The organism is Acinetobacter sp. WCHAc060033, assembly GCF_004209125.1.
In the GTDB taxonomy this organism is placed as follows: domain Bacteria; phylum Pseudomonadota; class Gammaproteobacteria; order Pseudomonadales; family Moraxellaceae; genus Acinetobacter; species Acinetobacter wuhouensis.
Genome location: NZ_SGSW01000001.1, coordinates 141,570 through 155,190, shown reverse-complemented (window position 1 = coordinate 155,190; position 13,621 = coordinate 141,570). Strand labels below are relative to the sequence as shown.

Sequence of the window (13,621 nt, the reverse complement as noted above, 5' to 3'; positions counted from 1 at the left end):
ATTTAAGTTGTCACAAGCCATTCAAACAGCCGATTTAGATTGGCAATGTGTTGATGGAATTGAAGTTCCAATTTCTAAACAATTTGGTGATGTCTATTTTTCCAAAGACAATGGACTACTCGAAACCCGACATGTTTTTTTGAATGGTAATGACCTTGAAACTCGCCTTGCAGCTTTAAACGATTTTGAATATTTCAGCGTGGGAGAAACAGGTTTTGGTACAGGTTTAAATATCCTTGCACTGTGGCAACTTTGGCAACAAGTCCGACCGAGTAACCAAAGCCATTTACATGCCATCAGTGTAGAAAAATTTCCACTATCTAAAGAGGATTTGATCCGCGCCTTAAATGTATGGGCTGAACTCAAACCCTTAGCAGATCAACTGATTGAGCAATATCCTTTAGCTATTGCAGGTTGTCACCGCTTAAGTTTTCCCAAAGAGCGCTTTTCCATTGATTTATGGTTAGGCGATGCACATGATGTTTTCCCGATCATTCCCAAAACAGCGCCTGTGAATGCATGGTTTTTAGATGGTTTTGCCCCATCTTGTAATCCTGACATGTGGGAAGAAAATGTTTTAAATAATATTGTGCGTTTATCTGATCTTGGAACTACATTCGCATCGTTTAGTGTTGCAGGTGTGCTTAAACGTGGTTTAAAGCAACATGGTATATCTATTTCACGTCCACGTGGTTTTGGACATAAACGTGAAATGCTCAAAGCTGTTTGGAATGCGCCAGATATTGCCAATTTAAGTGTTGAAGAAAATAACGCAATCGAATCTGAAAATACGCAAATTGAGCAACATAATCATCAGCAAATTGATTTAGCCACAGCTCAAAAAAAAACTTTAAATAATACTGACATTCAGAATAATTCTAAACAAAGTCAAATTGCGATTATTGGCGCAGGAATCGCAGGATTGAGTTGTGCATGGGCATTGGCTCAACGTGGGCATAAAGTCACCATTTACGACCAATCAGCGCCATTATCAGGGGCATCTGGTAACCCGCTTGCCCTACTCAATCCAAAACTCAGTCCAATTGAACAAAGTTCTGAGCATTTAATGACTTTGGCATGGCAACATGCGTTAAACCATTATCAAAATTTCAAAGCTTTTCGCCCCATTTCAGTCAATCAATTGGCACAAAAAAATCCTGAAGAATTATTGGGTTTAGCTGATCAGTATCCGCAAGGTCTACTCAAAGCACAGACGGAAAATGAATTAGATATTCAAAGTACTTTTTCAAGTTTACAACTGACTCAAGCAGGCTCTATTTATCCACATCAACTCAAAGATCAAATCCTTGAACATGCGTTAATTGAATTTCAACATGCTGAAATTGAGAAGATTGAACAACTTGAAAATGCTCAATTACGAATTTTCAATCATGAACAAGATGCTTTAGGCTCATTTGATCATGTGATTGTCTGCTGTGCCAAAGAAAGCAAAAAATTCTTTGAATACTTTCCAGTATTAAAACCCATTCGTGGACAGGTCAGTTGGGTGAATAACCCAGATCATGTTTTAGATCAACAACATGCTTATAGCTATGGTGGTTATTGCATGCAATTGGATGATCAGCATTTAATTTTAGGTGCGTCATTTTATCCAAATCGTGATGATACAGAAGTATTGCTTGAAGACCATGTGCATAACTATGATCTTATCCACAGTGTTTTTCCACAATACGCTGAAAACCTAGCAAATGTGAATGAGTGGCAAGGTCGTGCTTCGGTGCGTGCGCAAAGTTTGGATTATTTTCCATTGCTTGGAAAAGTCGAAGAAGAGCATGAAATCTATACATTTTCTGGGCTAGGTTCTAAAGGTTTCTTATTTGCGCCCTTATGTAGTGAAGTTTTAGCTTCTTTAGTTTTAGGCGAAGCTTGCCCAATTCCAAATGATTTATTACAAAAACTCAGTCCTAAACGCTTTCAAAAGAAAGTAAAACCGAAGAAGCCTTATTTTAAACCAAGTGAATAATGCCAAATTGTTACCCATAAAAAAGCGCCTTTCGGCGCTTCTTTTTATGCACCTTGTTCCAATGGCAAACCAGCATCACGTGCTGCACGTGTGCCTCCCATCAAAACAACATAATCACGCGAACTGTCAAAACCCTCTAGTTTTTCAGCTGCACGCGGTGCTTTACTGCCGCCGCCACATAAAATGTAAATTGACTGATCCGACCCCACTTGAGTCAAGCTATCTGCAGTTAAACCATCTATCGGCTGATTCACAGCTCCTTTTACATGGCTTTCAGCAAACGCTTTATTGTCACGAACATCCCAGATTACTGCATTTTCTGGGAACTCAAATGTTGTAATTTCGATTTTACGGATCATTGCGCACTCCTTTGATGTAAACAACACTTGGCAAATGAAGAAAACATCCCTAGCATCTCAGATATTCTTTCTATTTGCAAAGGTCTAACTATGCCTTCTTTCGATATTGTATCTGAATTGGAAATTTTTGAAGTAAATCATGCGGTACAAAACACGCAAAAAGAGATTGCGACTCGTTTTGACTTCCGTGGACAAGATGTTTCTATTGATATTAATGAAAAAAATAAGGAAATTAAAATTTCTACGGAAAGCGATTTCCAATGTGAGCAAGTCTATAGCATGCTCGAAAATCACTTTTTCAAACGTAAAATTGATATTCAAGCTTTAGACCCACAAAAAATGACGGCTTCTGGTAAAAACATCATTCAAGTAATCAAACTTAAAGATGGACTTGACTCAGATACCGCAAAAAAAATTAATAAAGCCATTAAAGAAAGTGGCATCAAAGTGCAATCTTCTATCCAAGGTGACAAGATTCGTGTAACTGATAAAAAGCGCGATACTTTACAGCAAGTTATGGCATTTTTAAAAGAACAACAATTCGGTGTCCCACTCCAATTCAATAACTTTAAAGACTAAGTCTTTAACGATGTTTACAGGGTGACATATGACTCAGACCAATCGCTTATCCAAACTGGTAAAAGCCACTTCAAAACTTCCGAAAGGAATCCAAAGTACTGTTCTCAGTAAAGCCTTTGGTCGAGTTGTCCCGATGGTTGGCACAGCCAAACTTCGTTATGTAGAAGTCACACCTTCTCGTGTAGAAGTACGAATTGAAAACAACCGCAATGTACAAAACCATATTGGACAAGTACATGCCTGTGCCATGGCATTAGTCACTGAAACCGCAACGGGTTTTGTCACAGGAATGAATATTCCAGACTCATGTATTGTTTTGATTAAAAGCATGCAAATCAATTTTAAACGCCCATCAAAAGGTGGTTTAACCGCTGTTGCGACACTGACTGATGAACAACGCAAACTTATGCAAGAAACAGAAAAAGGTGAAACCCTAGTTTCAGTCGTTGTGACGGATGATTCAGGACAACAACCGATTGAAGCAGAAATGCTTTGGGCATGGGTGTCTAAATCGCACCTCAAAAACAAGTAACTGAAAAACCAATAAATGTAAATAAAACTTACTTTTAAGTAAGTTGAAAAATTACTAAATCCCTGCAAATGAATGACGAATATTCACTATTTTCATTCAGTGTTAAGCTTCAAGATGGTGTAGAATCTAACATCATCTTGAGAATAATCATGTCAGCCTTTCAATCAAAGAAAATCATTGGATTAGGTTTAATCCTTAGCCCACTTTTACTGCTTACAGCATGTAGTCAAAATCCCAATAAAGCTGTTGCAGCAGTAACGGACAATACGCTTAATGCAATTTCAGCCAATCAACAAGCGACGCAGAATAAGAAAATTGTAGTCGATTTCTACGAAGGTGTTTTCCAAAAGCATCAAGTCAAAGCCTATGCAGATCGTTATATTGGCGATCAATATATTCAGCACAATCCACATGTACCTGATGGTAAAGCACCTTTTGTTGACTACTTCACAGGACATTTTAAAGAAAATCCTGAAGCAAAAAGTGTCATTAAACGTGCTGTCGCTGAAGGTGACTTAGTATTCTTACATGTACATTCAACTCAAAATGCACAAGATCGTGGTGTGGCGATTGTCGATATTTTTAGAGTTGAAAATGGCAAAATTGTTGAACATTGGGATGTACAACAAGCAGTTCCTGAACAAGCTGCAAATACCAACACGATGTTTTAAGGATTTTTTATTCTTAATTCCCAATAAAAAATCCCAAACTCAGTTTGGGATTTTTTAGCTTACTTAACTGATGTTACGCAGTAACATAAAAACATCTTTTGCATCTCGATAAAATTGGATACGCGATAACGTCATCCGCATTTGTCTGAGGCAAGACTACTTCTGACCATAAATGTTTCTGAGATATATTCAATATTTTGACGGAAGCTGACGAGTTCTGCGGTGAGAAGCGAAGCTTCGCAAGATGGTTTCCTTGCGCAGTTTAACTGCTCATTTTGCCGAAACAAAAGTGCCTCGAGCCGCAGGCTAATCCGTAATTCTAAATAATTGATGTAAGACTCCGTCAAGGAGAATTAATATAATTTGAAAAATGAGTACTTTATTTTTCAAATGCGTAACATCAATTACTTAAGCAAATCAATTAAGCACTTTGAGTACTTAAAAACTTCTGCTTCACATCTTCAGGAATCTGACGCTTATTCCCCGCTACATCAACAGCAACAAAAGTAAATACACCTGCTGTCACACGTTTTGCTTCACGAGAACTGTCATGGCTATCCCAAACTTCAATCTGCATTTGAATCGAGGTATTGCCCACTTTCAAAATCTTGGTATAACAACTAATCACATCACCCACTTTCACAGGGACTAAAAACGTCATTTGATTAATTGAAATGGTTGCACAACGTCCTTTACTAAAACGTTCTGCATGAATTGCACCAGCCAAATCCATTTGTGAAACGATCCAACCACCAAAAACATCACCACTCCAGTTTGTATCTGCTGGCATAGCAATAGTTTGTAAAGATAGTGTACCTTCAGGTTTTACATGAGAATCTGACACAATAACTCCGAGTTCATAAAATTTTATGAGCGATTATTTAAGGGCATTCAATTGTTGATCTAACCATTCTTGCAATTGGTTAGCACGTAGCGCACCACTTATTCTAGCAACTTCCGTGGTTTTATTCATTAAAACTAGGGTTGGAATACTGCGAATATTGAAAGCACTGCTTAAACGCGGATTCGCCTCAGTATCAATTTTTGCAAAAACAACATTCGGATTAGTTTTTGCTACCTCAGCAAAATGTGGCGCCATCATTTTACACGGACCACACCAGTCAGCCCATAAATCAATAATGATCGGTAAGTCACTATTGCTGACAAAGTTACTAAAATTTTGCTCATTGAGTTCAATTGGCGCCAATGGCACGAGATTTTGATGACATTGACCACAAGTCGGTTGTGCAGTTAACTTATCTTCAGGTACACGGTTTTTCGCACCACATGACGGGCATACAATAATCATCTAGCTCACTCCAATATGTTGATGTAAGAATTCTAATTGGGTCAAAATTGCTTTTTCCAACCATTTGCCATGATAAATATCAAAATGCGCCATATTCCACTCATGATATTGTACAAAAGGTGCAATATTGGTTGCCGTTTCTCGACTGGATTCAATCGGAATAAAACTGTCTTTTTTCGCTGCAATAAACAGCACTGGAATATTGATGCTACGTACAGTTTGGATTGGTCTAAACCTGATTAAATTAAAAAATACCCGTGCTGGAACTTCCCCACTCCAGAAATAATCAGGGTTGACGATCGACATATAACCGTTATAACCGTCTTTCGTTGGAATAAAAGACAAATCAAAAGGATGCACCACGGGCAAAGTCCTGATCTGCATCCCAACCTTTGCACCCATATAATCCTGACTGGATATTTTCAATGCTTTAGGCAATTGCTGAATCGGAAATAATTTTGCGGTTTCAGCACCATCTACAAATGGCACTTGCACCATAATGGCTTGGACATTTTTTAATTCACTAGCAAGTGTAAGCACATAACCTGCACTTAATGAGGTTCCCCAAAGGACCATTTTTTTAGTATTGATTTTCTTTTGTGTGGCAACATAATTCACCACCATTTTCCAGTCCTCCATTTGATCTTTCAAAGAAACGATTTCTCTTGGAAAACCTGTACTTCCACCCCAAAACCGGTAATCGAATAGCACAACGGCATAACCTGCTTGGGCAAATTTCTGTGCAAAAGGAATCAATTTAAATTGTCTTAGGGCTGCAAAACCATGTGCCATGATAATCACAGCAGGCTTTTTGACATTCTTGGGTCGGTAAAAATCCGCAGCAATGACTTCCTGCCCAATCGGTACATACAGTGGCTCAACTGTATACGCGTACATACACACTCCATTGCGTTATCTTTTGAGATAATTCTTTTATAAATCTTTTGTTGTTTAAGCTCACATTTCAGCTTAATGCTATTATATATAGCATAACTGTTCCGAAATAATATAGGAGTGACAAAATGAGTGAAAATGTTGGCTTTGCAGGTCAAATAGGTCCAGAACATATTGAACAAGTACTTGAAAAAGGCTTCAATTCTGTGATCAATAACCGTCCAGATATGGAAGGTGGTCCAGAACAACCGACCAGTGCTCAGATTGAAGAAGCTGCTCGTGCGGCAGGCTTAGACTATGTGTATCAACCTGTTGTTGCAGGTCAAATTACTGAAATTGATGTCAGAGCTTTTGCAAATCACTACAATGAACTACCTAAACCTGTATTGATGTTCTGTCGTACAGGCAACCGTTCAAACAATCTGTATCAAATTGCAAAACAAATGGACTTATTAGACGACGAATAAGTCTAGATACTGTTCCATTTCATCGGCATTCCACATAGAGAATGCCTTTGAATCCATAAGATTCATGACAAAATATATTCCGCACGTGAATCAAACCCAAATCATTTAAGCATCACCTCTAAATGATAGGTCTAAAGCTTGTATAGTTTTTCTAAAAAAGTGATATGACAAAAGCGTCAGTTTCACGTTATGATTATTCTATAAATGAATTGCATAACTGCAAAATAAAAGGAATATTTTCATGCAACAGGCTTTATTCGGCGGTGGCTGTTTCTGGTGTACCGAAGCTGTATTTTTACAACTCAAAGGCATCACACAAGTCGTTAGTGGCTATGCAGGTGGGCACACTATTGATCCGACCTATGAAGCAATTTGTAATGGAGATACCAACCATGCAGAAGTCATTTTAATTAGTTTTGACGAACAACTAATCAATTATCAACAATTGCTCACTATATTTTTTGCCATTCATGATCCAACAACACTCAACCGTCAAGGCAATGACATCGGAACCCAATATCGCTCTGTGATTTACTATTTTGATGAACAACAAAAATTAGAAGCTGAACAATTCATTGAAAAACTAAAAGCTGAGAATTTAGATATTGTGACTGAACTCAGCCCTGTTCCAACCTTCTACCCTGCTGAAGAATATCATCAGAACTATTTTGCGAAGAATCCTGCACAAGGCTACTGTAACTTTGCCATTCCGCCGAAACTTTTAAAATTACATAGTCAGTTTAAGGATTTACTTAAAGACTAATTTTCATTATGAATAAACACAAAAAAACCTCCTGAATGATCTAGGAGGTTTTTTTATTCAGACATATTTACTGAATTAAATTATTAGTTATCACTCATAAAAGCAAGATCATTTAGACCCGCTTCACTGGCACGTGACATTACTTGTGCCACCGTGTCATAACGCGACTCTTTGTCTGCACGAAGCTGTACAGCAGGCTTCACAGGCTTTTGACCTTCCTCATTAAAACGAGTCGATAACTCATCTAAACTAATGATTTGATCATTCCAAGCCACTTCACCTTGTTGATTAATACTAATCGTAATCGCTTCAGGTGGTGGTGTCTGAATTTCAGCAGTGGTTTTTGGTAATGTTAATGGTATCGATGGGTTAGCAACGGTTGCTGTCACCAAAAAGATGATCATCAATACCAACATAATATCGATCAGCGGAATGAGATTCATCTCATTCATGCCAGAATCGTTGTCTTCTCCCAATTGAAAAGCCATTAAGCTTGACCTCCAACTAAACCTTTATTACTTGATTCAACTTCAACTTTTTGAGTTGAAGAATCTTGCTGCAACATGGTATCAATCAATAAGCCATGTGCTTGATCTTGCAATTCGTTAGATAATGTACGGTTAAAACGCACACAGATGTTATATGCCAATACTGCAGGAATCGCCACAGCAAGACCGAGACCTGTCATGATCAGCGCTTCACCTACAGGTGTTGCCACTTGCGCTAAACCTGCTTGACCACTTTTACCCACTGCAACAAGTGCATGGAAAATCCCCCACACTGTACCGAATAAACCAACGAATGGTGCAAGTGATGCAATCGTACCTAAAACTGAAACACCTTTTTCAGCATTGGCTTTTTCCACATTGATTTGACGAAGCAAAGCTTGTTCTGCAACTGCTTTACGTTGATCAAAACCCAAAGGAGCAAGTTTTGCTTTTAATGATTGCAGTGCTTGCGCAAGTTGTGCTTGCGCCACTTGTTTTAATTGGCGTGTGCCTAAAATACGCAAAATGAACACCGTCCAAGTTGCAATAGACATTGCCAATAATACGAAATACAGTGTTTTACTGATCGCATCAGCATGTTGCCAATAAACTGAAAAGTTCATCTGGAACTCCTATTATTTTGTCGGTGCTAAATCAAATGGTTGCTCAGCGCTAATTGGATAAGCGATACCATTTTCTTTATAAGGTTTAAATCTTGCATTGCGTACAGCATTTGAAATTCTACTCGCCATTTCAGAACCACAGCTTGAGTTTATTACATTTGCACTAGTCACTTTACCTTTTTCATTCGCTTTAATCGAAATCACAACACGGCACCCACCCGCAGGAATCTCACCATTTTGAAACTTAAATTTTGGCGATAAACTCCATTGTACCCCTGCACCAATCGATACAGTTTTAGGTGCTGGTGGCGCAGGATCAGCTTTCGGTGCTGGTGCAGGCTCAGGTTTTGGCTCAGGTACAGGTTCAGGCTTCGGTAAAGGTTTTGGCGTAGGTGTCGGCGTAACTGTTGTCGAGATCACTGGTGCCGGTTTAACATTCACTGGTTTTTCAACCACTTTTACCGTATCAGCTTTTTTCACTTCCTTAATTTTTTCCACTTTCTTTGGTGGTGGAGGCAATTCTTTTTCAACAATTTTAACTTGTTTAGGTTTCGGCGGCTCTTTTGGTTTCGGTGGTTCTTTTGGCTTTGGCGGCTCTTTAATTTTTACAAATTTGACTTTTAACGGTTCTTTTTTAATTTGAGGTAACTCAGGTGTTTTCATCTGACTGACAGCCCACAACACACCTGTGTGCCCGACAATCACTGCTAAAATTGCAGCAATAACTTTTTTCTTCATCGGTGGTGGCGTTTGAAGTGGTGCTGTGGAAGACTGACTCATAAGAATCTAAATACCTAAAATTAAGCCATCTAAAATCATTGAATTTAAATCATCAAATTGATTTATAGATGAAGCTCATCGGATAGAACAATTAAAGTAGCGCAATGATAAATGAGAAGTGTTTTCATTTGCAACTACTTTTTGGTTGCTTTTAATCGATTTTCCAAATAAAAAAGTAAAAAAAGGATGCCTAAAGCATCCTTTTTTTTATCTGAATTTCATGAATATTCACATATTATTGAAATACCACAGTTTTATTACCATCAACAATAATACGATCTTCCAAATGCCATTTCACTGCTCTTGCCAATACATTACGCTCTACATCTTGACCTAATTCACGTAATTGATCGACTGTAAAATCATGACTCACACGTTCCACATCTTGTTCAATGATTGGACCTTGATCGAGATCAGCAGTCACATAATGCGCTGTCGCACCAATCAATTTCACACCTTTCTCATGTGCTTGTTTATATGGATTTGCACCTACAAATGCAGGCAAGAATGAGTGATGAATATTGATAATCTTCATTTCCCATTTTTGTACAAATTCTTCATCTAGAATCTGCATATAACGAGCAAGCACGAGTAAATCATTGCCCTGCATCAATTCATCAATTTTAGCGTAAGCTTCACGCTTATTTTCTTTATTTACAGGTACAACTTCAAATGGAATACCAAAGTTTTCCACGGCTTCTTTAAGATCAGGATGATTCGAAACTACTTTGGTAATTTCGCAAGGTAAACCACCACGTGCATGACGCCACAGTAGCTCAAGCAATGCATGGTCAACTTTCGACACCAAGATCCCGACTTTTTTCACATCACTGACCAAAGCCAAACGCCATTGCATTTCATAACGTTCAGCAACATTCGCCGCAAACGTTTGAAGTAAACTTTCACGACGACTTTGTAAATGATCCAATTCAAACTCAACACGCATGAAATAACGCCCGCCCTGAGCTTCAGTCGCGTATTGATCAAGCGCAGTGATGTTCGCGCCTTGATGATACAAAAAGCTCGATACAGCTTGCACGATGCCGGGCTTGTCTTCACAAGTAATCAGCAGACGTGCTGTGTTGGCAGTAGTCATGTTCATGTTAATGGGTATCACTTATATAAATTAATTTTAAAAACAGCCGAATATTCTAACGCTTTTTCGCTAGCTTTCAATCTCGTTTCAACATCAATCGTGCTTTGTCGCAGATAAACTGGCAAATAATTCAGAAGAACCAAAACTTTCGAGTAAGCGTTCATAAGTCTCACGACTTTCACCACGCAAATAAGGTCCTTCCAAGAACACCATTTGACGTAAAGCTTGCCAAATCCATTTTTCATCCAAATGGTTTGAATCGCTGAGATGACCCGACATATATAAGAAGTTCGTCCAGTTGGTTAGGACGATCCAAATATTGATGATTAATGCTTCGATTTCAGAAGGCGTCATTTGCATCAAGCCTGCTTCCACAAAGGCATGATAAATTTTCTGCCCTTGTTGCATCACTTTACCCGCAAAACGTGGGTAAATTTTTCTAAAATCTTCATTATTTTCAATCAAATGATATACATCACGATGTAGAAAACGATATTCCCATAGCTGACTGCTCAAAACTTGAAAATAACGAATTTTGTCATTTGCATTGACTGCACGGTCATCGGGTAATGAAAGCATGTTCAAAGTTTCTTTTTGGTACTGCTCCATCAACTCCTTGATGATTTCTTGCTTATTCCGAAAATGGTAATACAAGTTCCCAGGGCTGATCCCAAGCTCAGCCGCAATATGGTTTGTCGTCACCGAACGCTCGCCACGCTCATTAAAAAGTTGCAGGCTAATCTGCAAAATTCGGTCTTTCGTTTTCAAAGTTTTGGAACTTGACATCCTATTACCATGTTTAACCGTTAGCACTTGCTAACATAAAGTGACTTGACTATTTAGAGTATTTACTCTAAAAAATATATTATATTAATCGATCCATAAATGGTACTTACCATGAACAGTCAAACAAAAACAAATTCAATGACGCCTTATTCACCTGAAGTTCAACACATGCATGACATTCTTGAACAACAGAAAATTGCTTATCAACGTCATCCAGTGCCAACAGCGAAAGAACGTATTGAACGTTTAGCACGTTTAAAGAAGGTTCTCGTAAAATATCAAGATCAATTGGCAGATGCAATTAATCAAGATTATGGCAATCGCTCTATCAGTGAAACCAAAATTGGAGAGTTACTTACATGTTTAGAGCAAATTAAATATTATAGCAAGCATTTAAGCACTTGGATGAAACCATCTAAACGCCATGTTTCTATGTTACATCAACCTGCAAAAGCTTGGGTGCAGTACCAACCTTTAGGTGTAATCGGGATTATTGCACCATGGAATTATCCATTAATTCTTTCGGTTGGCCCTTTAATTTGTGCATTGGCAGCGGGCAACCATGCCATGCTTAAAATTTCAAGCTCATCAGCAAACTTTGGTCATGTACTTGAAAATGCGTTATCTGAAGCATTTCCGCAAGAATTGGTTGCTGTGATCAATGGTGGTGGCGCAATTTCAGATGCATTCTCACACTTAGCATTTGATAAAATCATTTTTACAGGTTCAACCAATGTCGGTAAAACCGTCATGTCTGCTGCGGCTGAGAATTTAGTCCCAGTTATCCTTGAGTTAGGTGGAAAATCACCTGTAATCGTACATCCATCCAGTGATTTAAAGCTGGTGGCTGAACGTATTGCCTTTGGTAAATTATGGAACTCAGGTCAAACTTGTGTTGCACCTGACTATATGTTCCTGCCTAAGGGAAAAACCAAAGAATTCATTGAAAACTTTAGACAAGCTGCAACTTCGATGTACCCTTCTATTCGTGATAATCAAGACTACACCAGTATTATCAATGATAAACAATACAATCGTATCCAAGGTTATTTAGAAGATGCTCGTCAACAAGGTGCAGACATCATTGAAATTAATCCTAAAAATGAAGATCTAAGCTCAGTCCGCAAAATCGCACCTACATTCCTGTCTGGCGTACTACCAACCATGGACATCATGAAAAATGAAATCTTTGGCCCAGTACTTCCAATCATGGAATATGATCAAATAGACGATGTAATTGACTTTATTAATGGCAGACCACGTCCACTTGCTTTATACTATTTCGACTTTGACAATGCCCGTGCAGATTACGTTTCGCAACGTACCCATTCTGGGCATTTCGGTCAAAATGCCGTGCTTACCCATGTCGCACAAGACGATCTTCCTTTTGGTGGCGTTGGTGCATCAGGTATGGGCAAATATCATGGCCCTGAAGGATTCTTCGGTTTGTCGCATGAGCGTTCAGTGATGTCTATTCCAAAGCTATTTAGCTTAAAATTCATCTTACCGCCGTACGATAAACCTCTAAATAAGATTTTAGAGAAAACTTTCTTACGCTAACTGATCAAGGCATGATCTATCACAATAGATCATGTTGCGTTTTGACGAATTCCGCTTGTCTTTTAAGCGGAATTTTGGTATAAAACGCCCCTTGAATGAATTCAATCCGTTTTATTTTGACTGGCCATACAGATTTGCTGTTGGCTAAATCAATGGAGTTACACCATGTCTAAGGTTTGCCAAGTTACCGGCAAGCGTCCAGTCGTTGGTAACAACGTCTCACACGCCAACAACAAAACTAAACGCCGGTTCGAGCCGAACCTGCATCACCACCGTTTCTGGTTAGAAAGCGAAAAACGTTTTGTACGTCTTCGTTTAACCACTAAAGGTATGCGTATTATCGACAAATTGGGCATTGAAAAGGTTGTTGCTGACCTACGTGCTCAAGGTCAAAAAATCTAAGGAGTCTGAACCATGCGTGATAAAATTCGCCTAGTTTCTACTGCTGGTACAGGTTATTTCTATACCACTACTAAGAACAAACGTACTATGCCGGAAAAAATGGAAATCAAAAAATTTGATCCAAAAATCCGTCAACACGTAGTTTTCAAAGAAGCTAAAATTAAATAATTTTAGTTTTCTGAAAAAATACGACCCACTTGGGTCGTTTTTTTTGCCTTTTTTTTCTTCAAATTGGTAAAATTATCGGCATATTTGGCACTCTTTGTGCTTTTCCAATATGACTTTTAACTAAGTTACTCTTCTAGAAATGATTTTTTGAATGATTTCT

General features: G+C 38.4%; 18 protein-coding genes. 9 read left to right on the top strand and 9 right to left on the bottom strand.

Going from position 1 to position 13,621, the window contains the following annotated elements:
* Positions 1-7 precede the first annotated feature (7 nt).
* Complete coding sequence (gene mnmC / locus EXE10_RS00785; protein ID WP_130112027.1) at positions 8-1,984, top strand: FAD-dependent 5-carboxymethylaminomethyl-2-thiouridine(34) oxidoreductase MnmC; 1,977 nt, start codon at positions 8-10, stop codon at positions 1,982-1,984.
* 44 nt (positions 1,985-2,028) lie between these two features.
* On the opposite strand, the gene EXE10_RS00780 is transcribed toward mnmC, so the two are convergent.
* Complete coding sequence (locus EXE10_RS00780) at positions 2,029-2,343, bottom strand: rhodanese-like domain-containing protein (protein ID WP_068973663.1); 315 nt, start codon at positions 2,341-2,343, stop codon at positions 2,029-2,031.
* A 90-nt stretch (positions 2,344-2,433) separates the two neighbouring features.
* Between EXE10_RS00780 and EXE10_RS00775 the strand changes: the two genes are divergently transcribed.
* From EXE10_RS00775 to EXE10_RS00765, 3 genes are all read left to right on the top strand, one after another.
* Positions 2,434-2,922: a YajQ family cyclic di-GMP-binding protein gene (locus EXE10_RS00775; RefSeq protein WP_068973664.1), complete on the top strand. Its 489-nt coding sequence runs from the start codon at positions 2,434-2,436 to the stop codon at positions 2,920-2,922.
* Between the two features lie 28 nt (positions 2,923-2,950).
* Entirely contained in the window at positions 2,951-3,454 is a 504-nt protein-coding gene (locus EXE10_RS00770; protein WP_087552155.1) for a DUF4442 domain-containing protein, read from the top strand.
* Between the two features lie 149 nt (positions 3,455-3,603).
* On the top strand, positions 3,604-4,125 hold the full coding sequence (locus EXE10_RS00765) for a nuclear transport factor 2 family protein (RefSeq protein ID WP_130112026.1): 522 nt from the start codon (positions 3,604-3,606) through the stop codon (positions 4,123-4,125).
* Positions 4,126-4,546: 421 nt separating this feature from the next.
* On the opposite strand, the gene EXE10_RS00760 is transcribed toward EXE10_RS00765, so the two are convergent.
* The 3 genes from EXE10_RS00760 to EXE10_RS00750 all read right to left on the bottom strand — a co-directional run bounded on the left by EXE10_RS00760 (position 4,547) and on the right by EXE10_RS00750 (position 6,331).
* Entirely contained in the window at positions 4,547-4,915 is a 369-nt protein-coding gene (locus EXE10_RS00760) for an acyl-CoA thioesterase (protein WP_410117572.1), read from the bottom strand.
* An 87-nt stretch (positions 4,916-5,002) separates the two neighbouring features.
* Positions 5,003-5,434, bottom strand: a complete 432-nt coding sequence (gene trxC, locus EXE10_RS00755) for a thioredoxin TrxC (RefSeq protein WP_068973668.1) — start codon at positions 5,432-5,434, stop codon at positions 5,003-5,005.
* A complete protein-coding gene (locus tag EXE10_RS00750; RefSeq protein ID WP_130112025.1) occupies positions 5,435-6,331 on the bottom strand; it encodes an alpha/beta hydrolase in 897 nt (298 codons plus the stop codon).
* Positions 6,332-6,456: 125 nt separating this feature from the next.
* Here EXE10_RS00750 and EXE10_RS00745 point away from each other — a divergent pair, with 125 nt between their 5' ends.
* Complete coding sequence (locus EXE10_RS00745; protein WP_130112024.1) at positions 6,457-6,795, top strand: TIGR01244 family sulfur transferase; 339 nt, start codon at positions 6,457-6,459, stop codon at positions 6,793-6,795.
* 241 nt (positions 6,796-7,036) lie between these two features.
* A complete protein-coding gene (gene msrA, locus EXE10_RS00740; RefSeq protein ID WP_130112023.1) occupies positions 7,037-7,558 on the top strand; it encodes a peptide-methionine (S)-S-oxide reductase MsrA in 522 nt (173 codons plus the stop codon).
* A gap of 83 nt (positions 7,559-7,641) precedes the next feature.
* On the opposite strand, the gene EXE10_RS00735 is transcribed toward msrA, so the two are convergent.
* From EXE10_RS00735 to EXE10_RS00715, 5 genes are all read right to left on the bottom strand, one after another.
* A complete protein-coding gene (locus EXE10_RS00735; protein WP_068973672.1) occupies positions 7,642-8,046 on the bottom strand; it encodes an ExbD/TolR family protein in 405 nt (134 codons plus the stop codon).
* Positions 8,046-8,669 (bottom strand): MotA/TolQ/ExbB proton channel family protein, encoded by a 624-nt coding sequence (locus tag EXE10_RS00730; RefSeq protein WP_068973673.1) that lies wholly within the window; start codon positions 8,667-8,669, stop codon positions 8,046-8,048. Before EXE10_RS00730 ends, EXE10_RS00735 begins: the two co-directional genes overlap by 1 nt.
* A 12-nt stretch (positions 8,670-8,681) precedes the next feature.
* On the bottom strand, positions 8,682-9,449 hold the full coding sequence (locus EXE10_RS00725) for an energy transducer TonB (protein WP_087552160.1): 768 nt from the start codon (positions 9,447-9,449) through the stop codon (positions 8,682-8,684).
* Positions 9,450-9,684: 235 nt separating this feature from the next.
* Positions 9,685-10,551, bottom strand: a complete 867-nt coding sequence (gene purU / locus EXE10_RS00720; protein WP_130112022.1) for a formyltetrahydrofolate deformylase — start codon at positions 10,549-10,551, stop codon at positions 9,685-9,687.
* 87 nt (positions 10,552-10,638) lie between these two features.
* Complete coding sequence (locus EXE10_RS00715) at positions 10,639-11,331, bottom strand: TetR/AcrR family transcriptional regulator (protein WP_068973676.1); 693 nt, start codon at positions 11,329-11,331, stop codon at positions 10,639-10,641.
* Between the two features lie 111 nt (positions 11,332-11,442).
* Here EXE10_RS00715 and EXE10_RS00710 point away from each other — a divergent pair, with 111 nt between their 5' ends.
* From EXE10_RS00710 to rpmG, 3 genes are all read left to right on the top strand, one after another.
* Positions 11,443-12,891 carry a coniferyl aldehyde dehydrogenase gene (locus tag EXE10_RS00710; protein WP_068973677.1) on the top strand — a complete coding sequence of 483 codons (1,449 nt, stop codon included), beginning with the start codon at positions 11,443-11,445 and terminating at the stop codon, positions 12,889-12,891.
* Positions 12,892-13,056: 165 nt separating this feature from the next.
* Positions 13,057-13,293 carry a 50S ribosomal protein L28 gene (rpmB, locus tag EXE10_RS00705; RefSeq protein WP_000048256.1) on the top strand — a complete coding sequence of 79 codons (237 nt, stop codon included), beginning with the start codon at positions 13,057-13,059 and terminating at the stop codon, positions 13,291-13,293.
* Between the two features lie 12 nt (positions 13,294-13,305).
* Positions 13,306-13,461: a 50S ribosomal protein L33 gene (gene rpmG, locus EXE10_RS00700; protein WP_004976146.1), complete on the top strand. Its 156-nt coding sequence runs from the start codon at positions 13,306-13,308 to the stop codon at positions 13,459-13,461.
* Positions 13,462-13,621: the final 160 nt, after the last annotated feature.